21 protein-coding genes are annotated in these 23,818 nt (G+C 69.2%); 14 read left to right on the top strand and 7 right to left on the bottom strand.

Annotated features, from left to right (window positions below; translation table 11 throughout):
* The 3 genes from ACFX59_RS00865 to ACFX59_RS00875 all read right to left on the bottom strand — a co-directional run bounded on the left by ACFX59_RS00865 (nucleotide 1) and on the right by ACFX59_RS00875 (nucleotide 3,441).
* Nucleotides 1-639, bottom strand: a complete 639-nt coding sequence (locus ACFX59_RS00865; protein WP_307100038.1) for an XrtA/PEP-CTERM system exopolysaccharide export protein — start codon at nucleotides 637-639, stop codon at nucleotides 1-3.
* Nucleotides 640-727: 88 nt separating this feature from the next.
* Entirely contained in the window at nucleotides 728-1,954 is a 1,227-nt protein-coding gene (locus ACFX59_RS00870) for a pyridoxal-dependent decarboxylase, exosortase A system-associated (RefSeq protein ID WP_387428725.1), read from the bottom strand.
* The gene (locus ACFX59_RS00875; RefSeq protein ID WP_387428727.1) at nucleotides 1,951-3,441 is read right to left on the bottom strand and encodes an AMP-binding protein; all 1,491 of its coding nucleotides are present in this window, start codon (nucleotides 3,439-3,441) and stop codon (nucleotides 1,951-1,953) included. Before ACFX59_RS00875 ends, ACFX59_RS00870 begins: the two co-directional genes overlap by 4 nt.
* Nucleotides 3,442-3,763: 322 nt before the next feature.
* On the opposite strand from ACFX59_RS00875, the gene ACFX59_RS00880 reads away from it, so the two are divergent.
* From ACFX59_RS00880 to ACFX59_RS00910, 7 genes are all read left to right on the top strand, one after another.
* On the top strand, nucleotides 3,764-4,012 hold the full coding sequence (locus tag ACFX59_RS00880; protein WP_387428730.1) for an acyl carrier protein: 249 nt from the start codon (nucleotides 3,764-3,766) through the stop codon (nucleotides 4,010-4,012).
* Nucleotides 4,009-4,704: a hypothetical protein gene (locus tag ACFX59_RS00885; RefSeq protein WP_309696648.1), complete on the top strand. Its 696-nt coding sequence runs from the start codon at nucleotides 4,009-4,011 to the stop codon at nucleotides 4,702-4,704. The genes ACFX59_RS00880 and ACFX59_RS00885 overlap by 4 nt, the downstream gene beginning before the upstream one ends.
* The gene (locus ACFX59_RS00890) at nucleotides 4,692-5,519 is read left to right on the top strand and encodes a serine aminopeptidase domain-containing protein (protein WP_387428732.1); all 828 of its coding nucleotides are present in this window, start codon (nucleotides 4,692-4,694) and stop codon (nucleotides 5,517-5,519) included. The genes ACFX59_RS00885 and ACFX59_RS00890 overlap by 13 nt, the downstream gene beginning before the upstream one ends.
* A 75-nt stretch (nucleotides 5,520-5,594) precedes the next feature.
* Entirely contained in the window at nucleotides 5,595-6,452 is an 858-nt protein-coding gene (locus ACFX59_RS00895) for an SDR family oxidoreductase (protein WP_307100048.1), read from the top strand.
* Between the two features lie 25 nt (nucleotides 6,453-6,477).
* Nucleotides 6,478-6,999: a ferritin-like domain-containing protein gene (locus tag ACFX59_RS00900; RefSeq protein ID WP_387428734.1), complete on the top strand. Its 522-nt coding sequence runs from the start codon at nucleotides 6,478-6,480 to the stop codon at nucleotides 6,997-6,999.
* A gap of 31 nt (nucleotides 7,000-7,030) precedes the next feature.
* Entirely contained in the window at nucleotides 7,031-7,897 is an 867-nt protein-coding gene (locus tag ACFX59_RS00905) for a manganese catalase family protein (RefSeq protein ID WP_387428737.1), read from the top strand.
* Between the two features lie 159 nt (nucleotides 7,898-8,056).
* Complete coding sequence (locus ACFX59_RS00910; RefSeq protein WP_387428740.1) at nucleotides 8,057-9,319, top strand: M20/M25/M40 family metallo-hydrolase; 1,263 nt, start codon at nucleotides 8,057-8,059, stop codon at nucleotides 9,317-9,319.
* Between the two features lie 115 nt (nucleotides 9,320-9,434).
* Here the strand turns inward: ACFX59_RS00910 and ACFX59_RS00915 are convergent, their stop codons facing one another.
* Nucleotides 9,435-10,436 (bottom strand): RcnB family protein, encoded by a 1,002-nt coding sequence (locus tag ACFX59_RS00915; protein ID WP_387428742.1) that lies wholly within the window; start codon nucleotides 10,434-10,436, stop codon nucleotides 9,435-9,437.
* Nucleotides 10,437-10,562: 126 nt separating this feature from the next.
* A complete protein-coding gene (locus ACFX59_RS00920; protein WP_387428744.1) occupies nucleotides 10,563-11,054 on the bottom strand; it encodes a GAF domain-containing protein in 492 nt (163 codons plus the stop codon).
* 105 nt (nucleotides 11,055-11,159) lie between these two features.
* Here ACFX59_RS00920 and ACFX59_RS00925 point away from each other — a divergent pair, with 105 nt between their 5' ends.
* Genes ACFX59_RS00925 through ACFX59_RS00935 form a run of 3 tightly spaced genes read left to right on the top strand, consistent with a single transcriptional unit; the run spans nucleotide 11,160 to nucleotide 13,632 of the window.
* On the top strand, nucleotides 11,160-12,059 hold the full coding sequence (locus tag ACFX59_RS00925) for a 2-dehydro-3-deoxygalactonokinase (protein ID WP_387428746.1): 900 nt from the start codon (nucleotides 11,160-11,162) through the stop codon (nucleotides 12,057-12,059).
* Nucleotides 12,056-12,685, top strand: coding sequence for a 2-dehydro-3-deoxy-6-phosphogalactonate aldolase (locus ACFX59_RS00930; RefSeq protein ID WP_387428749.1), 630 nt, complete (start codon nucleotides 12,056-12,058; stop codon nucleotides 12,683-12,685). Before ACFX59_RS00925 ends, ACFX59_RS00930 begins: the two co-directional genes overlap by 4 nt.
* 5 nt (nucleotides 12,686-12,690) lie before the next feature.
* Nucleotides 12,691-13,632 carry a Gfo/Idh/MocA family protein gene (locus ACFX59_RS00935; protein ID WP_387428751.1) on the top strand — a complete coding sequence of 314 codons (942 nt, stop codon included), beginning with the start codon at nucleotides 12,691-12,693 and terminating at the stop codon, nucleotides 13,630-13,632.
* A 126-nt stretch (nucleotides 13,633-13,758) separates the two neighbouring features.
* On the opposite strand, the gene ACFX59_RS00940 is transcribed toward ACFX59_RS00935, so the two are convergent.
* Entirely contained in the window at nucleotides 13,759-16,815 is a 3,057-nt protein-coding gene (locus ACFX59_RS00940; RefSeq protein ID WP_309701573.1) for a TonB-dependent receptor domain-containing protein, read from the bottom strand.
* 357 nt (nucleotides 16,816-17,172) lie between these two features.
* Between ACFX59_RS00940 and ACFX59_RS00945 the strand changes: the two genes are divergently transcribed.
* Nucleotides 17,173-18,204, top strand: a complete 1,032-nt coding sequence (locus ACFX59_RS00945) for a N(4)-(beta-N-acetylglucosaminyl)-L-asparaginase (protein WP_387429605.1) — start codon at nucleotides 17,173-17,175, stop codon at nucleotides 18,202-18,204.
* A 132-nt stretch (nucleotides 18,205-18,336) separates the two neighbouring features.
* Here ACFX59_RS00945 and mprF read toward each other — a convergent pair whose 3' ends face one another.
* On the bottom strand, nucleotides 18,337-20,958 hold the full coding sequence (gene mprF, locus ACFX59_RS00950; protein WP_387428753.1) for a bifunctional lysylphosphatidylglycerol flippase/synthetase MprF: 2,622 nt from the start codon (nucleotides 20,956-20,958) through the stop codon (nucleotides 18,337-18,339).
* Between the two features lie 328 nt (nucleotides 20,959-21,286).
* Between mprF and ACFX59_RS00955 the strand changes: the two genes are divergently transcribed.
* The 3 genes from ACFX59_RS00955 (at nucleotide 21,287) to ACFX59_RS00965 (ending at nucleotide 23,725) form a co-directional block, all read left to right on the top strand.
* Nucleotides 21,287-21,715, top strand: a complete 429-nt coding sequence (locus tag ACFX59_RS00955; RefSeq protein ID WP_387428755.1) for a hypothetical protein — start codon at nucleotides 21,287-21,289, stop codon at nucleotides 21,713-21,715.
* The gene (locus ACFX59_RS00960) at nucleotides 21,684-22,373 is read left to right on the top strand and encodes a response regulator transcription factor (RefSeq protein WP_307100074.1); all 690 of its coding nucleotides are present in this window, start codon (nucleotides 21,684-21,686) and stop codon (nucleotides 22,371-22,373) included. The genes ACFX59_RS00955 and ACFX59_RS00960 overlap by 32 nt, the downstream gene beginning before the upstream one ends.
* Nucleotides 22,374-22,450: 77 nt before the next feature.
* On the top strand, nucleotides 22,451-23,725 hold the full coding sequence (locus ACFX59_RS00965; RefSeq protein WP_309696676.1) for a HAMP domain-containing sensor histidine kinase: 1,275 nt from the start codon (nucleotides 22,451-22,453) through the stop codon (nucleotides 23,723-23,725).
* Nucleotides 23,726-23,818: the final 93 nt, after the last annotated feature.

A 23,818-nucleotide genomic window follows, 5' to 3' on the forward strand; every position in this document is an offset into this window, starting at 1 on the left:
TTAGAACATCGACTCAGGGATGATGATGACGTCGCCCGGCTCCAGCCGGACATTCGCCTTCGAATCGCCCTTGCGAAGCAGGTCGTTGATCTGAAGCGCATATTCGCGCTGCTTGCCGGTCTCGCGGTCGGTGCGCACCAGCTTGGCCTTGTTACCGGCCGCATATTGGTTCAGCCCGCCCACCGCGATCATCGCATCGAGTAGCGTCATGTTGGCGCGGTAGGGGATGGCGGCGGGCTTTTCGGTCGCGCCGACGATCCGCACCTGCTGGCTATAGGTGCCGGAGAAATTCTCGACGATCACCGACACGATCGGGTTGGAGACATATTCCGACAGCGCCTTCTTCATGTCGTCGGCCAGCATCGCGGGCGTCTTGCCGACGGCGGGCATGTCGTTGACCAGCGGCGTGGTGATGCGGCCGTCGGGGCGCACCTGGACCTTAGTCGACAGGTCGGGATTGCGCCAGACGAAGATGTTGAGCTGGTCGAGCGGGCCGATGACATATTCCTCGCCCGGCTGCTCCTTGCGCGCGACATAGCCCGCCGAGGGCAATTCGGGGTCCGGCCGCCCGGTCGAACAGGCGGTCAGCGTCGAGGCCGCCAGGCCTGCGAGCAAGAGGGGACGGGCGAACGATGCCATCGAAGGAGTCTCCTGAACCCTGTTATCCCGGCCGGAACAAAGGGCAAATTGCGCAGCGTCGCTATGCCATGAAGAGGTGAACAGAGCGTTAGTCGCTGTGATCCCTCGGCAATAGCTCGGCCGCAGGACCATGTCCCAAAAAGGCACAAGGACTGGCCGTGGCGCCATAGGCCCCGGCCAGGAAGATGGCGACGACATCCCCGACATCGCCGCGCGGCAGGGCGATCCGATCACCCAGCCGGTCGAGCGGGGTGCAGAGCGGCCCGACCACCGACACCGTCTCGGTCGCCTCGCCGCCCATCGCATGCGCCAGCGCCAGCGGATAGTTGCGCCGGACGACGGTGCCGAAATTGCCGCTGGCCGCAAGCTGATGGTTGAGGCCGCCATCGAGGATCAGGAAGGTCTCGCCCCCGCTCTCCTTGCGATCGACCACGCGCGCCAGATAGACCCCGGCCTCCGCGACCAGCCAGCGCCCCAGTTCGATCGCGAACCGGCTGTCGCGCAGGATAGCGGGGCGCGCCGTCACCGCCGTCTCCAGCGCGGCCCCCACCCGCTCGATGTCGAGCGCGGTATCGCCCGCGAAATAGGGCACGCCGAAGCCGCCGCCCAGATTGACCAGCGGCGGCGCCTGCCCCGCCTCCTCCGCCAGCCGCGCGGCGAGCGCGATGGTGGCGGCCTGGGTATCGATGATCGCCTGCGGGTCGAGCGCCTGGCTGCCCGCATAGATATGGAAGCCGCGCCAGTCCGCACCCGCCGCAACCAGATCGCGGACCAGCGCGGGCACCCGCACCGCATCGATCCCAAAGGGCGACGGCCGCCCGCCCATCTTCATCCCCGATCCGCGCAGCTCGACATCCGGATTGACCCGCACCGCCAGACGGGGCTGCACGCCTAGCCGTTCGGCGATGGCGAGCGCGCGGGTCGCCTCGCCTTCGGATTCCAGATTGATCGTCACCCCGGCGGTCAGCGCGGCGGACAGCTCGGCATCGCGCTTGCCCGGCCCGGCAAAGCTGACCGGACGCCCCAGCCGCTCGACCTTCGCCAATTCGCCCGCCGAGGCGACGTCGAAGCCGTCGACCAGCTCCGCCATCGCGGCGAGCAGCGGCGGGAACGGATTGGCCTTGATCGCATAATGCAGGTCGATCGCGGGAAAGGCGGCGCGGAACCGCGCGACCCGTGCCGCGACGATGGCGGGGTCATAGACGAACACCGGGCCTTCCCGCTGCGCCAGCCAGTCCGGCGCAGTGCGCCCGGCGATCGTCAGCATCCCCCGCTGGCCCGCATATTCGGGGGGGATCGGCCCCATCGGCTTCATGACGTCATATCCTTGTCGGCGATCGCGCGGCGCAGGGCGGCGCGGTCCAGCTTGCCATTGGCGTTGCGGGGCAGTTCCTCGCGCCAGTCGATGCGCGCGGGCTGCATGAAATTGGGCAGGTCGCGCTTCAGCCGCGCCCGCAGCGCGGGTTCGTTCGCCGGATCGCCCGCCAGGACCAGCACGATCGCCTGTCCCTGCGCCTCGTCCGCGACACCGATCGCCACCGCCTCGCGCGCCTCGCCACCCGCCAGCGCGGCTTCCTCGACCTCCTGCGGGCTGATCCGGTTGCCCGCGACCTTGATCATCTCGTCATCGCGCCCGACGAAGCGGAGCAGGCCGTCCGCCCCCTCCACGACCGTATCCCCCGACCAGACCGCGCGGGGCCAGCCCGGCGCGGGGCGGAAACGCTGCGCGGTCCGCTCCGCATCGCGCCAATAGCCCTGCGCGACCAGTGGCCCGGCATGAACCAGCTCCCCCGGCTCGCCCGGCTCGGCGCGGGTTCCGTCGGGGCGCAGCACCATCACCTCGGCAAAGGGGATCGCGCGGCCGATCGCATCGGGATTCGCGTCGATCAGCGCCGGGTCGAGATAGGTGGAGCGAAACGCTTCGGTCAGGCCGTACATGGCGTAGAGATCGGCCTGGGGAAACCGCTCGCGCAATCCCCGCACCAGTCGCGGGGTCAGCGCGCCGCCCGAATTGGTCAGCCGCCGGAGCGGCGCGACCGCCTCCTCGGGCCAGTCGATCCCCAGCAACTGCGTCCAGAGCGGCGGCACCCCCGCCAGCACCGTCGCGTCGTGCCGCGCCACCGCTTTCACCACGTCGCGCGGGGTCAGATAGTCGAGCGGCGCCACCGCCCCTCCGGCCGCCCAGGTCGAGAGGAGCTGGTTCTGCCCATAGTCGAAGCTGAACGGCAGGACGCCGAGCACCCGGTCCTGCGGGGTCAGCCGCAGATAGTCGGCGACGGCGATCGCCCCGAACCACAGATTGGCGTGGCTCAGCATCACCCCCTTGGGCCGCCCCGTCGAGCCGGAGGTGTAGAGGATCGCCGCCAGCGCCTCCGGATCGGCGGAGGACCGGGGCAGCGCCTCGCCCTCCCCCGCCTCGGTCGCGAGCAGGACGCCGGGGGGTATGTCGCCGTCCTCCAGCGTGGCGGCGCGCGGGGCGTGGGTCAGCAGCATCGCGGCACCGCTGTCCGCCAGGATATGCGCGACCTGCGCTCGCTTGAGCAGCGGATTGACCGGCACATGGACCAGCCCCGCGCGCGGCGCGGCGAGCGGCATCAGCGCGGCGACGCGCGTCTTGGGCAACCATGTCGCGACCCGCGCGCCGGGGGCGAAACCCTGTGCCGCCAGCCATCCCGCCAGCCGCGCGACCGCCGCCTCCACCTCGGCGAAGGTCAGGGCGGCGTCGCGTTCCAGCAGGGCGGGCGCATCGGGCGCCCCGTGCAGGACATGGTCGATGGGCAGGGCGACGGGTTCGGGGGCCATGCGCGTCATCTACAGCCGGGGGTGGTGGAAAGTCGAGCCGAGCGGGTGTGGCGGTTGGTGGTGGGCCTTGTGGCAGACGGTTGGCGATAGGGCGGCCCTCCTCCAACCCCCGAGGGGGTTTTTGAAGCGAGCGCTGCCCCCCTTTCCTCTCCCCTCCCGCAAGCGGGAGGGGTTGGGGGAGGGCCTGGGACTCCCGCCCCCCGCCCAAATCGCCAAAGCCCCCAAAACCCAAAGCCGTTGCCCAACGCGCCCTCCCGGACTAACGCTGGGGGCGATACCAACAACAGGGCGACAGGGATTGGGACTCCAGGCGAACGGGGATGTGGACGCGACGGTGCGCGGCGTGCTGGCCGATGTGCTGGGGCTGTCGCATGAGCGCGTGGCCGGTTTCACCGCCGAGACGCCGCTGTTCGGCGCGCTGCCCGAACTGGACTCGATGGCGGTGGCGGGCGTGCTGACCGAGCTGGAGGATCGCCTGGGCATCCTGATCGAAGATGACGAGGTGGACGGCGAAATGCTGGAGACCTTCGGCCAGCTGGTCGCCTTCGCCAGCGCCAAGGCGCCCGCTTGATCGACTATTATGACTGGCCCGGCGGGCGCGAGGCGATGTTGCGCTTCGGCCCCGCGCAAGGGCCGGTCGTGCTGGTCGCGCTCCCCTTCTGGGAAGAGGCGAACCGGACGCGGGCGCTGGCGGTGGCGATGCTGCGGCGGCTGGCCGATCATGGCATCGGCGGCGCGCTGCCCGACTGGCCGGGCACGGGCGAGAGCCTGATCGACACCGAACAGGCCAGCATCATGCAATGGCGCGACGCGCATCAGGCCGCCGCCGAGGCGCTGGGCAACCGGCGCTGTTACGGCGTGTCGATCCGGGCGGGGACGCTGATCGACGGCTTTGCCCTGTTGTCGGGACGCTGGCATCTGGCGCCGATGACCGGTGAGGCGGTGCTGCGCGACGTGATCCGCCTGCGCGCGGCGGCGGGGCTGCGCGGCGACGAGCATGGCCTGTTCGGCGCGGAGTCGCCGGTGCGGATCGCGGGGAACCGAGTCTCGCCCCACTTCCTGGCCGGGCTGGCGGGGGCCGAGCCCTATGACCAGCCCGGCGTGCCGCGCCGTGTCGTGCGCCTCGGCCATGACCGCGCCCCCGCCGACCGCACCATCGACGCGGTGCCCCCCTGGCGCCGCGCCGAGCCGCAGGAAGACCCCGAACTCGCCGCGACCCTGGCCGAGGATATCGCGCACTGGATCGCATCATGCGAAGGCTGATCTCCTTCCCCTGCGACGGTGCGATGCTGGTCGGCACGCTGGACGAGGGCGCCCTCGACACCGGCCTGCTGATCGTGTCGGGCGGCAACGAGCCGCGCATGGGCGCGCATCGCGGCCAGGCGATGCTGGCGGCGCGCATCGCGGCGAAGGGCTATCCGGTGTTCCGCTTCGACCGGCGCGGGGTCGGCGACAGCCAGGGCGTCAATCGCGGCTGGGAATCGAGCGGCCCCGACATCGCCGCCGCCGTCCACGCCTTTGCCGAGGCGAGCGGGTGCGCGCGGATCATCGGCTTCGGCAATTGCGACGCCGCCGCCGCCCTCGCGCTCCACGGGCGCGAGGCCGGGCTGGACGCGGTGCTGCTGTCCAACCCCTGGCTGTCGGACGAACCCGACGCGCTGCCCCCCGCCGCCGCGATCCGCCGCCATTATGCCCGCAAGCTGATGGACCCGCGCGAATGGCTGCGCGCGGCGCGTGGCGCGGTGGATTTCGACCGGCTGCGCCAGGGGCTGAGCAAGATCGCCGCGCCCCCCGCCCCGCTCGACGCGACCGCCGCGCCGCTGCTCGACGCGATCGGTCACTGGGGGGACAGCGCCGCGATCATCCTGGCGCGCGGCGATGCGACCGGGGTGGCGTTCCGCGCGGCGGCGCGCGGCCATGGCTTTCCGATGACCAGCATCGCGACGGACTCGCACAGCTATGCCGACGCGCTGGACGCGCTGGAGCGCGAGATCCTGGCCCGGCTGGCCGAGGCGGCGGCATCGGATGGACCGAGCGCTTTGCACGACGGTATAACGGAACTCAAAAATACCGATTAACACGTTTTAGGATAATGGTTTTTTCCGGAACGCCTCTCCGCTCCGTCTATTGGATCGGGCAAGGAGAGACGGTCCATGAACGAACGCCCCACCCCACCCCAACCCGAACAGCAACAGGACATGCCCGGCGAGACGGAGGCGATGACCCCCCGTCCCGATCATGGCGAACACAGCTATGTCGGCCATGGCAAGCTGACCGACAAGAAAGCGATCATCACCGGCGCGGACAGCGGCATCGGCCGCGCGGTCGCCATCGCCTTTGCTCGCGAGGGCGCCGATGTCGTGATCTCCTATCTGTCGGAGGATGAGGACGCGGCCGAGACCCAGCGGCTGGTCGAACAGGCTGGCCGCAAGGCGCTGCTGATCCCCGGCGATGTCAGCGATCCCGCCCATTGCCGCACCATCGTCGAGCGCGCGGTCCAGACCTTCGGCCGCGTCGACATATTGGTCAACAACGCCGCGCACCAGGCCAGCTTCCAGGCGGTCGAGGACATCAGCGACGAGGAATGGGAGGTGACCTTCGCCACCAACATCCATGCGATGTTCTATCTGGTGAAGGCCGCCCTGCCGCACATGGGCGAGGGCGCGTCGATCATCAACACGACCTCGATCAACGCGGACAAGCCCAACCAGCAACTGCTCGCCTATGCGACGACCAAGGGCGCGATCCACAATTTCACCGCCGGGCTCGCCCAGATGCTCGCCGAGCGCAACATCCGCGTCAATGCGGTCGCGCCGGGGCCGGTCTGGACCCCGCTGATCCCCTCCACCATGCCGCCCGAGGCGGTGAAGAGCTTCGGCCAGCAGACCCCGATGGGCCGCGCGGCGCAACCGGCCGAACTGGCCCCGCCCTATGTCCTGCTGGCGAGCGGCGAGGCCAGCTACATCAGCGGCGCGACCATCCCCGTCACCGGCGGCACCCCCTTCCTCTGATCCCGAAACGAAGGAGCGATGATCCATGGCTACCCTCCCCAATGACGTGGTCGCGGCGGTCTTCGTCGCCGGACTGAAGAACGCCCATGCCGTCGAGCATCAGGCGCTGGCACTGATCGACCGGCAACTCGACCACCTGTCCAACTATCCCGACGTCGCCGACCGGCTGCGGATGCACCGGGGCGAAACCGAGCAGCAGATCGTCCGGCTGGAGGACATACTCGACGGGTTCAACGAGAGCCGGTCGGTACTGAAGGACGCCGCGCTGTCCTTCTCGGGCAACATGGCCGCGCTCGGCCATACCTTCGCGCCCGACGAAATCCTGAAGAACAGCTTCGCCAACTTCGCCTTCGAGAATTTCGAGGCGGCCAGCTACAAATCGCTGCTGACCATCGCCAATGCCGGTGGCTTCGGCAGCGCCGTGCCGCTGCTCACCCAGTCGCTGAACGAGGAACTCGCGATGGCGGCATGGGTCGACGACAACAATGCCGCGCTGACCCGCCGCTATCTCGAACGCCGCGCCGCAGGCGACACCGCCAGCCACTGATCCGACACCCCCGAACCAAGCGAGGCCGACCATGTATTATCACGACAAGCGCCTGCAATATCCCGTCCGGGTCGACAGTCCCGATCCCCTCTTCGCCCGGATGCTGCAACAGGCGATCGGCGGCGTGGAGGGTGAGATCCGCGTCTGCATGCAATATTTCTTCCAGGCCTGGGGCAATCGCGCGCCCAGCCCGAAATATCGCGACATGCTGCTGAACACCGCGACCGAGGAGATCGGCCATATCGAGATGCTGGCGACCGCGGTCGCGCTCAATCTCGACAAGGCGCCCGCCTCGCTTCAGGAGGAAGGTGCGGCGGACAGCATCGTCGGCGCGGTGATGGGCGGCGAGAATCCCCGTCACGCGATCGAGGGCACGCTCCACAAGCATATCCTGTCGACCGGCCTGGCGGCGCATCCGTCGGATTCGGACGGGGTGCCGTTCGACATGAGCCATATCTATGCCAGCGGGAACATCGCCGCCGACATGTATTGCAATGTCGCGGCGGAAAGCACCGGCCGGGTGCTGGCGACCCGCCTCTATCACGCCGCGAACGATCAGGGGATGAAGGACATGCTCCACTTCCTGATCGCCCGCGACACCATGCACCAAGAACAATGGCTGGCGGTGATCGAGGAACTGGGCGGCAAGGATGCGCTCCCCATTCCCAATTCCTTCCCGCAGGCGAAGGAAAACCAGGAGCATAATTACGACTTCTTCGTCACCTCGGTCGACGGCACCTATCCCGAAGGGCGCTGGACGCAGGGACCGAGCCTGGACGGGCGCGCCGAATTCTCGGTCTTCCGCAACGAACCCATGGGCGAGGAGCCGGTCCTCGGCCCCGCCCGGCCGGACAGCTGCGCCCAGGCCGAGCAAATGGCGGAAAAGCCGGTCGCATAAGATCGCTTCCCCCTTCTTCCCGCTTCGAGAAGGAGGGATCGACGCCCAAGCCGCCCCGGTCCACACCGACCGGGGCGGTGTCGCGTCAGGCATCCAGGCGGCTATCCCTCGGGAAATCCGCCACTTGCCTCGCATTCGCCTCTCCGCCAGTCTGGCGCGATGATCCTTCCGCTTCTGCTCGCCGCCGCCGCGTCCGCCGCCGCCACCCCCTCGTCCGCCCGGTTGAAGGCCGATGTCGAAACGCTGGTCGGCTTCGGCACGCGCCACACCCTGTCGACCACCACCGACCCCAAGCGCGGGATCGGCGCCGCGCGCGACTGGGCCGCGCGACAGTTCGAGGCGATCGGGCAAGGCTGTGACGGCTGCATCACCGTCGAACGGATCAACCGCCGCTTCACCGGCCCGCGCGCGCCGAACGGCGTGATGGTCGAGGATGTGCTGGGCATCCAGCGCGGGCGCGACCCGAACCGCGTGGTCATCGTCGGCGCACATATCGACAGCCGCGTCACCGACGTCATGGATGCGACCTCCGACGCGCCGGGGGCCAATGACGATGCCTCGGGCGTGGCGCTGGTGCTGGAGGCGGCGCGTATCCTGTCGAAGCAGCATTATGACGCGACCATCGTCTATGCGGTCTTTTCGGGCGAGGAACAGGGACTGTGGGGCGCCACCCTGCTCGCCGACACCGCCAAACAGCGGAACTGGCGCGTCTCGGCGATGCTGAACAACGACATCGTCGGCAACACCATCGGCCAGGGCGGCGTGCGCGAGGCGCGCTGGGTCCGCGTCTTCTCCGAGGGGATTCGCGCGTCCGAAGACCTGCCCCAGCAGATCCAGCGGCGCGGCAATGGCGGCGAGGATGACGGCCCCAGCCGCGCGCTCGCCAAGGCGATCGACGGCGTGGCGGACAAGCTTGGCGGACTCGACGTCTTCCTCGACCGGCGGCCCGACCGGTTCGGGCGCGGCGGCGACCATGAGCCGTTCCTGAAGCTCGGCTATCCCGCCGTCCGCTTCTCGGTCGCCAACGAGGATTGGGACGCGCAGCACCAGGATCTGCGCAAGGAAGGCAATGTCGCGTTCGGCGACACCATCGACAAGATGGACTTTCCCTATCTGGCCAAGGTGACGGCGATCAACATCGCCACGCTGGCCCGGCTGGCCGCCGCGCCGCCCGCGCCCGACAAGGTGACGATCAGCGGGGCGCTGTCGCGCGATACGCAGGTGGAATGGGCCCCGGTGCCGGGCGCGGTCCGCTATCGCGTCCACTGGCGGCGCAACGACACGGGCCAGTGGAGCCAGTCGCGCGACGTGACCGAGACGAAGACCGTGCTGACCCAGACCCCGGTCGACGATCACTTCGTCGGCGTGTCGGCGGTGGCGGCGGACGGATCGGAAAGCCTGGTCACCTTCGGCGGGCGCTGACGCCGCCGCATCCCCGTCCATCAGTTGGGATGCCGCCCCGTGGGAGTAGACGGAGCGGCATCCCGATTATCGACCCGGCGTCTCTCGGGTCGAAAATCCCCCCTGGGGGAAGGCTTCAGCGACGGACCAACTTGCTCCGTATCCGCGCCCGGCGCGGTGCCTGGCGCACGACTTCGGTCGTGGTGGTCGTCGTTGTCGTGGTAACAGGTGCCCCCTGTACCACAATCGTTGTCACTGTGGGAGCGGGATAATAATAGCCGCTATCATAATAACCTGGTTGGCCTTCGGCGAGCGTGCCGACGGTCGTCGTGGTGGTCACGGTGGTCCCGTCCCGCGTCACGATGCGCCGCCCCATGGCCGGTGGCGGCGGAGGCGGCGGGGGCGGATAGTCGCCGGGATAGCCATAATCCGGGGCGCCGTAATCGTCATGGCCCGGCGGCATCCGACGCCGCCGATCTTCCGCCCGGTCGATGGCATAGCCCGCCACGGCACCGACGCCCGCGCCGATCAGCGTCCCGCCCAGCCGGTCGCCGCGCCCCGCCACCAGATTGCCCGCGACACCCCCGGCGACCGCGCCGATGGCTGCGCCGCCCAGCCCGTCGTCACGCCGGACCGGCGGGGGCGGCGGCGGCGGATAGCCACCGGCATGGCCCGCCCACCCCGCTCCGTCCCAATCGACGTCATAGACGCTGTCATAGACCGCCCCGCGCGGATCGATCAGGACCGCGTCGTCATAATAGCGCGTCCAGCGATAACCGACCGGCGGCTGCGGCAGGCGATAGACCGCCCAGTCCAACACGCCGAAACGCGGGCTGTTCCAATAGCCTGGCACGACCATCCCGCGCACCGGCCGACGATAGGCGGGCCAGCCGCCCGGCGCATTGGCCCCGCCCCACCAGCGTCCGCCGACCTTGCTGCCCCAGCGATCCCGGCGGACCGGCGGCACGCCGACCGTGCTGGTCGAGACAATCGGGGCCGCCACCGGCGCGGACGCGGCGTCGAGACCGGGGCGCGGATAGCTGGCCCCGGCCCGGCCGGGCCCCTGCCCCTGCGCCGCGACCGGCGCGCCGAGCGCCAGGGTCAGCGTAAGGGCGATCAGAGGCGAGGTGGTGCGCATGGCGTAAAATTCCCCTGTATCAATGCGAAGGACGTCCCCTAAACGCCTTTGCCGAAACACGCTTTGATACCAGCGCGCCACCATCGCCGATAGCGCCGCCCCGCGTCCCGAATCGGATCAGCCGGGTCAGTCGGCCGCCGCCAGTCGCGGCGCGAGCAGCGTCACCAGCGCCTCGCACCCCGCCTGATCCTCGGCATCGAAACGGCTCGGCTCGGGGCTGTCGAGATCGAGGACACCGATCACCCGGCCGTCATGCAGGACCGGGACGACCAGTTCCGACCGGCTGGCCGCATCGCAGGCGATATGGCCCGGAAAGGCATGGACATCGTCCACCCGCTGCGTCTCGCGGGTCGCGACCGCGGCACCGCACACGCCCTTGCCCACCGGGATGCGGATGCACGCCGCCTTGCCCTGAAACGGGCCGAGCACCAGCTCGCCACCCACCATGCGGTAGAAACCGGCCCAGTTGAGATCGGGCAGATATTGCCAGATCAGCGCCGAGGCATTGGCCATGTTGGCGACGGCATCCGCCTCTCCGGCGGTCAGCGCGTCGAGCGCGGCATGGAGGTCGCGGTAAAGCTCCGCCTTGGATCCGGCGGCGATATCGAATTGGTACATATCCCGAATGTAGGCGGGTGCGGGCGCGACGTCATCCCCCCGCCGACCAGCTTGCGCCGGGCATTTTATTGTCCTACAAATCACCCGACAAGATAAGGAGAGGCCGTGCCCACCGTGCCATCAGACGTGACGCCCGCCTATATCGCGATCGACTGGGGCACCACCAATCGCCGCCTCTATATCCTGGCCGATGACGGCACGATGCTGGACACGGTGCGCGACGATCGCGGCGTGTTGTCGATGCAGCCGGATGCCTATCCCGATGAGATTGCCACGATCCGGACGCGGTTCGGCAAGCTGCCGATCGTCGCGGCGGGGATGGTCGGGTCGACGCGCGGCTGGCGCGAGGCGGCCTATGTCCCCGCCCCAGCGGATCTGGCGATGCTGGCCGGTGCGGCGACCCGCATCGCCGATCAGGACGTCACCATCGTCCCCGGCATCTCGCTGCTGACCGCGACCCGCGCCGATGTGATGCGCGGCGAGGAGGTGCAGGTGCTGGGCGCGATCGCCGCCGGGCTCGCCCCCGCCGACGCGCTGTTCGCGCAGCCGGGGACGCACAACAAATGGGTGCACACCACGGGCGGCCGGATCACCGACTTCGCCACCACCATGACCGGCGAGCTGTTCGCGCTGGTCAAGGGGCATGGCATATTGGCGGGGATGCTCGATGGCCCCGTGGCGGACGGCCCCGCCTTTCGCGACGGCCTGGCGCGGGGCTTCGGCGCGTGCGACCTGACGGCGGCGCTGTTCGGGGTGCGCGCCTCGGTCCTGCTCGGCCGGATCGCGCCCGAGGACGCGGCGGCCTATGCCAGCGGACTGCTGATCGGCAGCGACATCGGCGCGGTGCCGGACATGGCGGGGCGCACCGTCCACCTTCTGTCCAGCGGCCTGCTCGCCGACCTCTACACCATCGGGATCGCGGCGCGGGGCGGCACCGTCGTCGCGCTCGACAGCCATGCCGGTTTCCTCGCCGGACTTCACGCCATTCGGGAGCATTTGTCATGACCGACCCCGCCGCACGGTTCGCCACCGCCTTTGCCGCCTGCCCGCTCGTCGCGATCCTGCGCGGCCTGACCCCCGACGAGGCGATCCCCGTCGCCGATGCGCTGGTGGAGGCGGGCTTCACGCTGATCGAGGTGCCGCTGAACTCGCCCCAGCCCTATGACAGCATCGCCGCCATCGCGGCGCATGTCGGGGACAAGGCGATCGTGGGCGCGGGCACGGTGCTGACCACCGAGCAGGTCGACCGGGTGAAGGCGGCGGGCGGCACGCTGATCGTCTCGCCCAACACCGACACGCAGGTCATCGCGCACAGCGTGGCGGAAGGGCTGATCTCGCTGCCCGGCTATTTCACCCCGTCCGAGGCCTTTGCCGCCCTGAAGGCGGGCGCGCACGGGCTGAAGCTGTTCCCCGCCGAGGGCGCTTCGCCGACCTTCCTGAAGGCACAGCGCGCCGTCCTGCCGCGCGAGGTCGCGGTGCTGGCGGTCGGCGGCATCACGCCCGACAACATGGCCGAATGGCGCGCCCACGGCGCGGACGGCTTCGGCCTTGGCTCCAACCTCTATCGCGCGGGCAAGCCGGCGGCGGATGTCGCCGTGTCGGCGCGCGCTTATGTCGAAAAGGCACGCTGATACCGATGACCGACACGATCCGCCTCGCGCTGGTCGGCATGGGCAAGATCGCCCATGACCAGCATGTCCCCGCCATTGCGGGAAACCCGGCCTTCGAACTGGTCGCCACCGTCAGCCGCTCGCCCAATGGGGTCGAGGGCGTGCCGCATTTCCACGACATCGCGGAACTCGCGCAAAGCGACGTGACGGTCGATGCGGTGGCGCTGTGCACCCCGCCGCAGGTCCGCCACGCCATCGCCGCCGCCGCGCTGGAGAACAACTGGCACGTCTTCCTCGAAAAGCCGCCGGGCGCGACGCTGGCCGAGGTGGCGGTGCTGGAGGAACTGGCGGCCAAGGCGGGCGTGACGCTCTTCGCCAGCTGGCATTCCCGCTACGCGCTGGGGGTCGAGCCCGCGCGCGAATGGCTGTCCGCCCGCAAGGTCACGTCGGCGGCGATCACCTGGCGCGAGGATGTGCGGCAATGGCATCCGGGCCAGGCCTGGATCTGGGAAGCGGGCGGCTTCGGCGTGTTCGATCCGGGTATCAACGCGCTGTCGATCGCGACGCACATCATGCCCCAGCCCTTCTTCATCGAACGCGCGACGCTGGACTTCCCCGCCAATCGCGACGCGCCGATCGCCGCCGACGTGGCGTTCCGGACGACCGACGGCACGCCGGTCACGCTCGACCTGGACTGGCGGCAGGAGGGGCATCAAAGCTGGGACATCGTCGTCGAGACGACCGACGGCACGCTCAGGCTGGCCGAGGGCGGCGCGGTGCTGACCCTGCCCGACGGTTCGACCCCGCATCGCGAAGAGGGGCTGCACGGCGAATATCCGGGGCTCTATGCCCGCTTCGCCGAACTGGTGAAGGGCGGCCGCTCGGACGTCGACATCGCCCCGCTGCGCCACGTCGCCGACGCCTTCATGCGCGGCAAGCGGCGCGAGGTTGAGGATTTCGTGGAGTAAACCGAACCTCGGTTCAGCCTGAGCCGAGGGGACGGTATAAAGGAAAGGCCGGCCGTCCGCAGGGACGACCGGCCTTTTCCGTTCGAGGATCGGCGGAGTGCCGGAGCACTCCGCCAGGGGCGTGGATCAGAAGTTGATCGTCGTCCCGATCGCGATGTTGCGACCCAGCGTGTCGTAACGCTGCGGGATGGTGTTGGTCCGCGCCAGGCTGATATTGTACGAATCCGGCACGATCGGCGCGGACTTGTCGAACAGGTTGTTCGCGATCAGGCGCAGCGAGAACTGCTTGGCGATCGCGAAGTTGAGCGCCAGGTCGAAATAATTCTGCGGCGCGACGCGGTAATAGTTGGTCAGCACACGATCCGGCGTGCCGCCGATCGCCGAGTCGCCCGAATTGTTGGCGTTGGTCAGCGAGCCGACATAGCGCCAGTTGAGCGATGCGCTGAACTTCTTGTCGACCGTGGTGTAGGTCGTGCGCAGACCATGGCTCCACTTCGGGATCAACTGGCCACAGCCATTGCCGTAATAGCCCGCGCAGTTACGCTCGGGCTGAAGCGGCGAGTCCTGGCCACCGGCGGCGGTGGTCAGCGAGCCGTTGAAGCCGAAGTCCAGACGGCCGATCGACTCCAGCGTCAGCGCATATTGCGCCTGGAAGTCCCAGCCCTGCGCGATCGAGGTGTAATAGTTGGTCGTGCCCTGGCGGATATAGCCGCCGTTGAACAGCTGGCCGGTGGTCGCGTTGCGGACGATGCCCTGGCAGAAGAACTGGTCGCCGCCCGAACGCAGACAGCCATCGGTGTAATAGCTGTAGTCGTTATAGCCGAGCGAGTTGTCGATCTTGATGCGATAGCGATCGACCGAGAAGACCAGCCCCTTGATGAAGCGCGGCTTCACGACCAGGCCATAGGTCTGGGTATAGGCGGTTTCCGGATCGGCGGTGAAGCCGCCCGAACGCACCGCGCAGGCGCTGCTGCCGTTGGGCGTGGTGCCGTTGCTGCACAACAGGTCGCGGCTGCCGTACAGCGCGTCCGACAGGCCGGTGGCGCGGCAGACCTCACGCGATGCGATCGGCGCGCCATAGGTGACGCCATTGGCGCCGGTGGTCACGGTCGGGGCGCAGAAGTCGGTGAAGGTGCCCGATCCGCCGCCCACGAACTCGACATTGCTCGCCTGGCGGATCTCGACCACGGTCGGCGCGCGCTGCGCCTTGTTGAACGAGGCGCGGAAGGTCAGGTCGCTGACCGGGGCATAGACGCCCTCGATCTTCCAGGTGTTGAACGCCTTGGGATTGCTGCTGTACTTCGAGACGCGATAGCCGCCATTGACCTGCACCAGCTCGGCAAAGGGCTTGTGCTCGATCAGCGGGGCCTGGACCTCGATATTGGCCTCGACCACATCCTGGCTGAGGTTCGTGTCGGTGCCGCCCAGCGCGGCGCGATAGGCGCTGTCGGCGCGCGACGTCAGCGTGTCCTTGCGATATTCGGTGCCCAGCGCGATCGCCAGACCCTGTTCGGCGAAGGGCGAGGTGATGCCGTACTTGCCGAGGTCGCCGGTGACATTGGCCTGGACGTCGTACAGCGTGCCCGTGGTTTCCGACGTGCCGGTGCCGAACAGATAGTTGATCAGCGCCGGGTTGTTGTTGCCCGCGCTGAAGATGTCGAAGGGCACGCAGCCCGCCGCACCGCTGGCGCAGACCGGGTTGGCCGCCGTGCCGCCGACATTCACCGCATTCTGCAGCGTGCCGGGAACGCGGAAGCTGGGCGTATAGTCCTGATGGTTACGGGCATAGACGCCGCCGACGTCATAGGTCCAGGCGTCGCCCACCTTGCCGCGGACGCCGCCGGTCAGACGGACGCCGGTGTTGATGAAGGTGTCGGGCCGGTCGTTATTCTCGCCCAGGCGATAGGCGAGCGTGACGGGCACGCTGGTCACGCCGGTGGCGCATCCGATCGCGGTCGCCTGCGTCCCCGACAGATAGGGGTTGTTGCAGTTGACGTTGACGGTGCCGCTCGCGATCGTCGGATAGTTGGTGTACGACTTGTCGCGGAACCAGATGCCCGAGGCATAGAGCTCGGCTTCCGGCGCCAGGTCCAGCGTGGCGAAGCCGCCCGCATTCACGCGCTCCGAGGGGCGCTGATAGGCATAACCGCTGAAATAGTTGGACGCATTGCCCTGCCCCGCGCCGAACGGCACGAAGGTGCGCGTTCCGTCCGGATTGTTGACATATTGCGCGCCCGCATTCGGGCCCGACTGCGGCGTGATGAGGCCGCTGGTCGAGCTGCTGGGCGTCAGGCCGCAGGACAGCGGGCCGTTGAGCTGCAACTGGGTGAGATAGCAGCCCGCGTTCGAGCGCGAGGTCAGCGCAATCTCGTTGGTCTGGCGATAGTTGACGAAGCCGCTGACGTGCAGCTTGTCGTCGAACAGCTTGGTGCCCGCCGTCAGCGTCAGGTCGGCGCGGCCGCCGTCATTGGTCAGGCCCCGTGCGCTGCCGAAACCGGCGGCGCGCGCCAGCGGCGATACGATCGTGTCCTTGTTGTAATGGTTGAAGAAGTTGTAGTTCGCGTCGAGCTGAACGCCCTCGAAATCCTTGCGCAGGACGAAGTTGACGACGCCCGCGACCGCGTCCGAGCCATAGACCGACGAGGCACCGCCGGTCAGCACGTCGACGCGCTGCAACAGCGAGGTCGGGATGATGCCGACGTCTTGGCCGTTCTGGGTGCCCAGCCGCTTGCCGTCGATCAGGACCAGCGTGCGCTCGAAGCCCAGGGTGCGCAGCTTGATGCGCTGGCGACCGTCGGAGTCGTTATAGGTCTGCTGGCTGTCGGGCGCGACCTGCGGCAGACGGTTGAGCACGTCCTCGACATTGACCGCGGCCTGGGCCTGGATGTCCTGGCGCGTGACCGAGGTGATCGGCGCGGCGGAGGCGAGGTTGGGACGGGTGATGCGCGTGCCGGTCACGACGACGTCGCCGCCGCCCGGGCTGGCCTGCGGGGTGCCGGTGATCGCGGCCGAGCGGGTGGCGGCGGCATTCGCGCTCAGATCGCCCGGATTCTGGTCGGCGCCGGTCTGCGGCGCGTCCGCCTGGGCACCGGAGGTTCCGGTCTGCTGCGCGATGGCGGGCGCGGCGAGCATCATCGACGCGGCCGAGAGGGCCAACCATGATGCGGACTGCTGGATTCTCATACGTCTCCCCTAAGGCCCAAGGCTGATTTTGTCGGGCGCGGGAGAAAGACAAACATTTTGAGGAATTTGGTCAATACCTAAACCATACCTTTATGCCCCCAAGGATGGCATTGGCCTGGAACTGTAACCGGAAAGACACAATTATTAACGATTTGAAACCTTTGCATGACAGAGCCGCCATATTCCCCGGCGGTCCCGGACGGCCGCACGCCGCCGACTCGCCCACCGACTGACCGACGGTTACGCCGGGGCGGGCAATTGGTGTTATATCGGTTTGCAGGCTTGCGGCTCCGCGCGGGGCCGCGCACAATCGGGCGACGAAACGCCCGGCGATCGCGGGCGGGGGGAGCAAGCGTGATGGAAGAAGGTCGACGGGGTTTTCTGGGTGGGATCGCCACGCTGGCGGGGATCGGTACGGGGCTGGCCGCCGCGCCCGCCCGCGCCTTTGCACAGGCCGCCGGGCCGCGCGCGACGATCGTGTCGACCTGGGATTTCGGCGCACCGGCCAATGACGCGGCCTTTGCCGCCGGGCGGGCGGGCGGATCGCTGATCGACATGGTCGAGGCGGGGGTGAAGGTGCCAGAGGCCGATCCGAACAACCATTCGGTCGGCTATGGCGGCTATCCGGACCGCGACGGCCATGTCACGCTCGATGCGGTCATCATGGACGATGCGGGCGGCGTCGGCGCGGTCGCCGCGCTGGAGGATACGGTCCATGCCATTTCGGTCGCGCGCGCGGTGATGGAGCATACGCCGCACACCTTCCTGGTCGGCGAGGGCGCGACGCGTTTCGCGCGCGATCGGGGCTTCCCGCGCACCAACCTGCTGACGCCCGAGGCGGAGAAGGCGTGGCGCGAATGGCTGAAGACGCAAAACTACAAGCCCGTCGCCAATAGCGAGACCGGCACTTACGGCGCGGGCCGCCCCGGCACGCCGGGCGGCGCGCTCGACCATGACACGATCGGGATGCTGGCGCGCGATGCGGGCGGGCGGATGGCGGGCGCCTGCACGACCTCTGGCATGGCGTTCAAGATGCGCGGGCGCGTGGGCGATTCGCCGCAGGTCGGCTCGGGCCTCTATGTCGAGCGCGGGATCGGCGGCGCGACCTCCACGGGGCTGGGCGAGGAAGTCACCCGCACCGTCGGCACCGCGCGCGTCGTCGCCTCGATGCGCCATGGGCTGAGCCCGCAGGCGGCCTGCGAGGAAGCCGCCCGGCATATCGCGGCGCTGCGCGGCGATGCGATCAAGGGGGTGCAGGTCGGCTTCCTGGCGATGGACACGGCGGGACGGATCGGCGCCTTCTGCCTGTTGCCGGGCTTTACCTATGCGGTAACGGACGCTGCCGGGCGGACGCGGGTGGAAAAGGCCCCGTCGCTGTTCAAGGCATAACCTTCCTCCCCTGTAAGGGGAGGTGGCAGGCCGAAGGCCTGCCGGAGGGGGGCTTCCACGCAGGACGTCCTTTGCGGAAAGCCCCCTCCACCACCGCTTCGCGGCGGTCCCCCTCCCCGTGCCGGGGAGGATCTATTCCCGCTCGCCCCCATCGGCGATCAGCGCGTTCAGGTCGCGCAGCGCCTTGACCAGCCCCAGCCCGCGCGGCCCCGCGATATAGCGCGGCGCCCAGTCCGGCTGGAACTTCTCCTTATACGCCCGAAGCCCGCGAAAGCCGTAGAAACGCTCGCCATGCCGGAACACCAGCGAGGCCAGCTTGGCCCAGGTCGGCGCCATACGCCGCCCGCCCACGCCCGATAACGGCGCCAGGCCCAGCGCGAAGCGGGCATAGCCCTGCGCCTGCCCCCACAGCATCAACTCGACGAACAGATAGTCCATGACCCCGCCCGGGGCGTCCTCGACATGGCGCATCAGGTCGACCGACAGCTCGCGCCGATCCCCCGCCTCCCACAGATTGGCGAAGGCGACGATCCGCCCCTCCACCCGCACCAGCGCGCAATCGGTCATCGCCAGATAGGCGGGGTCGAAGCGGCCCAGGCTGAACCCCTTCTCGCCATGCCCCTTGGCCATCAGCCAGTCGTCGGACACCGCGCGCAGTTCGGGCAGGATCGCCGGCACCTCGGCGGCGGGCAGGATCGCGAAGCTGGCATTCTCGCGCGTGCGGAAACGGTTGAGCGTCTGGCGAAGCCCGCGCATCCGCCCGCCCTCCAGGGCAAAGCCGCCCAGGTCGATCAGCGCCTCTTCGCCATATTTGATGATCTGGAGCCCCATCTCGATCGCGATCTCCAGCGCGTCGGGGGTGATCTGATAGAGCATCAGCCGGCCTTGCGCGGCGTCGGCCATCGTCCGCAGCTGCCACAGCAGGTCGGCCCAGGCGGCGCGCGGCCCGACCGGATCGCCCATCGCGATCCAGCTGGTCCCACGCACCTGATACATCACGAAGGCGTCGTCCTCGGGCGAGAACAGGAAACGCTTGTCGCCGAGCAGCGCCAGCGCGGCGTCGGTCCGCTCGGCCTGCCCGACGATCGCCAGCACCCGGTCCATCGCGGGGTGGTCGGTCTCCCCCGGCGGCGCGGCGAGGAACAGCCGCCACAGCCCCGCCCCGGCCAGCATCACCGCCACGCCCAGCGCCGCGCGCAGGAAACGCGAGGCATCGTCGGACAGCGCGAACCGCCACCACAGCGATTCCTGATAGTCGACATGCTTATAGGCGAAGAAGCCGATCCACCCCGTCCCGACGATCACCACCGCGACGCTGAACAGCCAGGCGGGCGACAGCGGCCGCGCGACCAGCGAGGTGCGCCGGTAAAAGGCGCGGCGGCTCATCTGGAGCAGCAGCGCGATGGAGAGGCAGACCGCAGCCTCCTCGTAATCGATCCCCTTGGCCAGCGAGAAGACCGCGCCCGCGACCAGCAGCGCGCGCGCCGCCAGGCTCGCCCCGTCCAGCCGCCGGTACAGCCCCGGCGCCAGCAGCAGCAGCCCGGTGCCGACCAGGCTGGCGGCGAAATGCGACGCCTCGATAAAGGGCAGCGGCAGGATATGGACGAGGTGATGGACCCGCTGCGGAATGGCGGGCAGCGACCCAGAGAGCAGCAGGATCGCCCCGCCCCCGAAACAGGCCGCGCTGAGCAACGTCGGGGCCACGCCCAGCAGGACGCGGCGAATGTCGCGCAACGCCTTGATCGGCCGCCGCCGCGCCTCGTCCCAGGCGAGCAGCGCGATGCCCAGGCCGAGCGGCAACAGATAATAGAGGACGCGGTAGGCGATCAGCGCGGCGAACAGCTCGGTCCGGTCGACCGGCACCGTCGCCAGCACCACCGCCTCGAACACGCCGATCCCGCCGGGCACATGGCTGACCAGCGCGACGATGATCGCCAGCGCATAGGCGAGGACGAAGGCGGGCAGCAGCTCGGGCGAGGCGCCCGGCAACAGGACGAACAGCGCCGCACTGGCGCAAAGCAGGTCGAGCGAGGCGATGCCGATCTGCGCCAAAGCCTGCCCGGTCGTGGGCAGCGGCACGCTCCAGGCGCGCCAGCCGACCCGCTTGCCCGGCCGCAATGCGCATAGCAGGATCAGCGCCAGCGCTCCCGCCACCACCGCCGCGCCCACCCAGCGGACCGCGCTCTGCCCCAGCACCAAAGCGTCGAGCGTGACCGGCCCTTCATGGAACAGCAGTCCCAAGCCGGTGACGCTGAACACCCCGAACCAGAAGGTCGCGCTGGCGATCGCGATGACGCGCGCGATGTCGGGACCGTCCAGCCCGGCGGCGGCATAGACGCGGTAGCGCGCCGACCCGCCGGTCAGCAGCGCCAGCCCCAGATTGTGGCTGAGCGTATAGCTGGTGAAGGACGCCATCGCCGCCGTCCGCCAGCGCAGCGGCCGCCCGATCACGCGCAGCGCGATCACGTCGTAAAAGGTCAGGGCGATATAGCTGGCGACGGTCAGCGCCGCCGACAGCATGATCTGGTGCGGGTCGATCGCGTAGAAAGCCGCGCGGACATCGGCCAGCCGGATCTGGCGGGTCAGATGATGCAGCGCCGACAGCCCCAGCGCGACAAGCAGCACCACGGCCGCGACCGCGAGATAGCCGCGCCGCGCCTTGGCATAGCCAAGCGCCCGGTCGAGCCATCCCATGTCCCCCGCCCCCTCCGTCATGCGCCGCCCCCCGGCGAACGCGACACGACGAGACGGCATAGATCGCCGCCCGCCGCCCGATGGCCCGTCATGGCCGCAAACCTTTCATCCTCTACGCACACCCACCCATCGCCCGCCCACACCCCTGCACGACGCAGCGACCCGCCATGGCCATAGGACCGTCCCTGCCCCTGTCACCTTTCGGCCACCTGACAAGTGTGTCATGTGGATACAAGCGATTTGATGACAGAAGCGTCACGTCTCGCCCACCCTCCCCTCAGGTCGCGATCGATAGAAGGACAGGTGTGAAACGCCTCGCCCGCCCTGCCTCCGCCCATGCCGCCCTGCCTGCGGCCATGGATCGGCGCGTCCCGGCCGGACGGGCGTCGTGAAGGGGTTGCGGATCGTCGGCTGGGGCGCGGCGGCCGTCGCGCTGCTGGGCGCGGGCGCAATGGCGCTGCTCGTCGGGCACTTGCCGCTTCGCGCGGGCATGCGGACGGGCACGACGCTTTATGGCGCGACCTTCGTGCCGATGGGCGACGACCGGCCGGGCCTGGTCGTCACCAGCCTGCGCAGCGACCTGGACGGCGACCCCGGCACGATCGACAATCTGCCGCTGCACGTCGGCGATACGGTGGTGGCGGTCGACGGTCGCCCCGCCACCTCCTTCTCGCTGCTGCGCGACGAGGCGCTTCGCAATCCCGAAGCCCCGCTCCGGCTGCGTATCATGCGCGACCATGGCCTCCACACGATCACGCTGCTAAGGACCGGATCGGGAGGACTGCGTGGCCAACAGGATTTTGTTGATCGAAGATGATCGCTCGACGGCGGATTATATCGCCAACGGCTTGCGTGAAGAGGGATTCCTGGTCGACCATGCGGCCAATGGGCGCGACGGCCTGTTCCATGCGACCGACGGCACCTATGACTGCGTCGTGCTGGACCGGATGCTGCCCGGCATGGACGGCATGGCGGTGCTGGCCGCGATCCGCGCCGCCGGGATCGAGTCGCCGGTCCTGATCCTGTCCGCCATGTCCTCGCCCGAGGACCGGGTCGCCGGGCTGACCTCCGGCTCGGACGATTATCTGACCAAGCCCTTCGTCTTCGCCGAACTGCTGGCGCGCATCCGGCTGCTGATCCGGCGCGGCGGCACGACCGGCAACGCGCCGCAGACCAAGCTGGTGTGCGATGACCTGGAGATGGACCTGCTCGCCCACCGCGTCCGGCGCGCGGGCAAGCCGATCGAGCTTCAGCCGCGCGAATACAGGCTGCTCGAATATCTGCTCCAGCATGTCGACCAGGTCGTGACCCGCACCATGTTGCTGGAGGGGGTGTGGGATTTCCATTTCGACCCCAACACCAACGTCACCGACGTGCATATCAGCCGGTTGCGCAAGAAGATCGACGAGGGCTTTGCCCGCCCCCTGCTCCACACGGTGCGCGGGTCGGGTTACAAGCTGGGGGTCGAGAAATAGCCTCGGGCGTCTTCCGTTCGACCACGCTGCGCTTCGCGCTGCTGGTCTTTGCGCTCCAGCTGGTCGGCGCGGGCGCGATGGTGGCGACCGTCCGCCACCTGACCCGCGGCGAGATCGCCGACCAGGCCGAGGACGCCGCCAGCGACCTGAGCGACGAACTGGCGGGCATGTGGCGCAGCGGCGGACAGGCGGCGGTGCGCGCCGCGGTCGCGCGGCGGCTGACCACCGACCGGGTGCCGCTGTCGGTCATCCTGCTGACCGATGCGCGCGGCCGCTTCGTCACCGGCAATATCGCCGAATGGCCGCCCAACGTCCCTACCCCCGGCGCCGCGACGATCGAGATCTTCCGCATCGGCCATTCGCAGCCCGAACGGATGCGCGTGCTCGCCACCCGCCTGCCCGATGGATCGCGGATGCTGGCGGGGCATGTCGTCGAAAGCGAGCTGCGCGTCGCCCGCGCGATGGAAGAGGCGATGGCGGTCGGCATGGCGGCGGCGATCGTGCTGGCCGCGCTCGCCGCCTGGATCGCGGCACGGATGATCGAGCGGCGGCTGGAGGATACGGTGGCGACCGCGCATGCGGTGGCGGCGGGCGAGCTGTCGCGGCGGGTCGTCACCAAGGGCGGCGACGACGCCTTCGACGCGCTGGCGGGGGCGGTCAATGCGATGCTCGACCGGATCGCGCTGCTGATGACCGAACTCAAGATCGCGACCGACGGACTGGCGCACGACCTGCGCTCGCCGCTGACCCGGTTGCGCGCCACGCTGGAACGCGCGCTGGCCGAGACCCAGGACGAAAGCGCCAGGGTGTCGGTCGGGCGCGCGCTGGAGGAAGGCGACCGGCTGCTCGCGATGCTCGACACCGCGCTGCGCATCAGCCGGGCCGAGGCGGGGCTGGGCCGCGACGCCTTTGTCGAGGCCGATCTCGCCGCCATGGCGCGCGACGTGGCCGATATGTTCGAGCCGCTGGCCGAGGATCGCGGCATGACGATCCGGGCCGAGGCGCCCGACCGGCTGGTGGCGCTGGTCCACCGCGAACTGCTGGGCCAGGCGCTGGCCAATCTGGTCGACAATGCGCTGAAATACGGGTCGGGCGCGGTGACGGTGCGGGTCGAGCCGGGCCCGGTCCTGATCGTCGCCGATGACGGCCCCGGTATCCCGCCCGAGCGGCGTGACGAGGCGCTGAAACGCTTCGGGCGGCTGGACGCCGCGCGCAGCGAGAGCGGCGCGGGGTTGGGCCTGTCGCTCGCCAGCGCGGTCGCGCATCTGCATGGCGGGACGCTGGCGCTGGAGGATCATGCGCCGGGGTTGCGGGTCCGGATGACGCTCGCGCCCGACGCCCGTTCTGCCTGAACGACCACCTCCGTTCAGCCTGAGCGAAGTCGAAGGCCACGCTCGACGGCAAACGGCGTGACCTGTGCTTCGACTTCGCTCAGCACGAACGGT

It is taken from the genome of Sphingomonas sp. NCPPB 2930, assembly GCF_042867205.1.
Classification (GTDB): domain Bacteria; phylum Pseudomonadota; class Alphaproteobacteria; order Sphingomonadales; family Sphingomonadaceae; genus Sphingomonas.

Coding starts and splice junctions, on each gene's coding strand:
- ACFX59_RS00865 (WP_307100038.1), bottom strand. CDS start 639: ATGGCATCGTTCGCCCGTCCCCTCTTGCTCGCAGGCCTGGCGGCCTCG.
- ACFX59_RS00870 (WP_387428725.1), bottom strand. CDS start 1,954: ATGAAGCCGATGGGGCCGATCCCCCCCGAATATGCGGGCCAGCGGGGG.
- ACFX59_RS00875 (WP_387428727.1), bottom strand. CDS start 3,441: ATGGCCCCCGAACCCGTCGCCCTGCCCATCGACCATGTCCTGCACGGG.
- ACFX59_RS00890 (WP_387428732.1), top strand. CDS start 4,692: ATGCGAAGGCTGATCTCCTTCCCCTGCGACGGTGCGATGCTGGTCGGC.
- ACFX59_RS00895 (WP_307100048.1), top strand. CDS start 5,595: ATGAACGAACGCCCCACCCCACCCCAACCCGAACAGCAACAGGACATG.
- ACFX59_RS00900 (WP_387428734.1), top strand. CDS start 6,478: ATGGCTACCCTCCCCAATGACGTGGTCGCGGCGGTCTTCGTCGCCGGA.
- ACFX59_RS00905 (WP_387428737.1), top strand. CDS start 7,031: ATGTATTATCACGACAAGCGCCTGCAATATCCCGTCCGGGTCGACAGT.
- ACFX59_RS00910 (WP_387428740.1), top strand. CDS start 8,057: ATGATCCTTCCGCTTCTGCTCGCCGCCGCCGCGTCCGCCGCCGCCACC.
- ACFX59_RS00915 (WP_387428742.1), bottom strand. CDS start 10,436: ATGCGCACCACCTCGCCTCTGATCGCCCTTACGCTGACCCTGGCGCTC.
- ACFX59_RS00920 (WP_387428744.1), bottom strand. CDS start 11,054: ATGTACCAATTCGATATCGCCGCCGGATCCAAGGCGGAGCTTTACCGC.
- ACFX59_RS00930 (WP_387428749.1), top strand. CDS start 12,056: ATGACCGACCCCGCCGCACGGTTCGCCACCGCCTTTGCCGCCTGCCCG.
- ACFX59_RS00935 (WP_387428751.1), top strand. CDS start 12,691: ATGACCGACACGATCCGCCTCGCGCTGGTCGGCATGGGCAAGATCGCC.
- ACFX59_RS00940 (WP_309701573.1), bottom strand. CDS start 16,815: ATGAGAATCCAGCAGTCCGCATCATGGTTGGCCCTCTCGGCCGCGTCG.
- ACFX59_RS00945 (WP_387429605.1), top strand. CDS start 17,173: ATGGAAGAAGGTCGACGGGGTTTTCTGGGTGGGATCGCCACGCTGGCG.
- mprF (WP_387428753.1), bottom strand. CDS start 20,958: ATGCCGTCTCGTCGTGTCGCGTTCGCCGGGGGGCGGCGCATGACGGAG.
- ACFX59_RS00965 (WP_309696676.1), top strand. CDS start 22,451: ATGGTGGCGACCGTCCGCCACCTGACCCGCGGCGAGATCGCCGACCAG.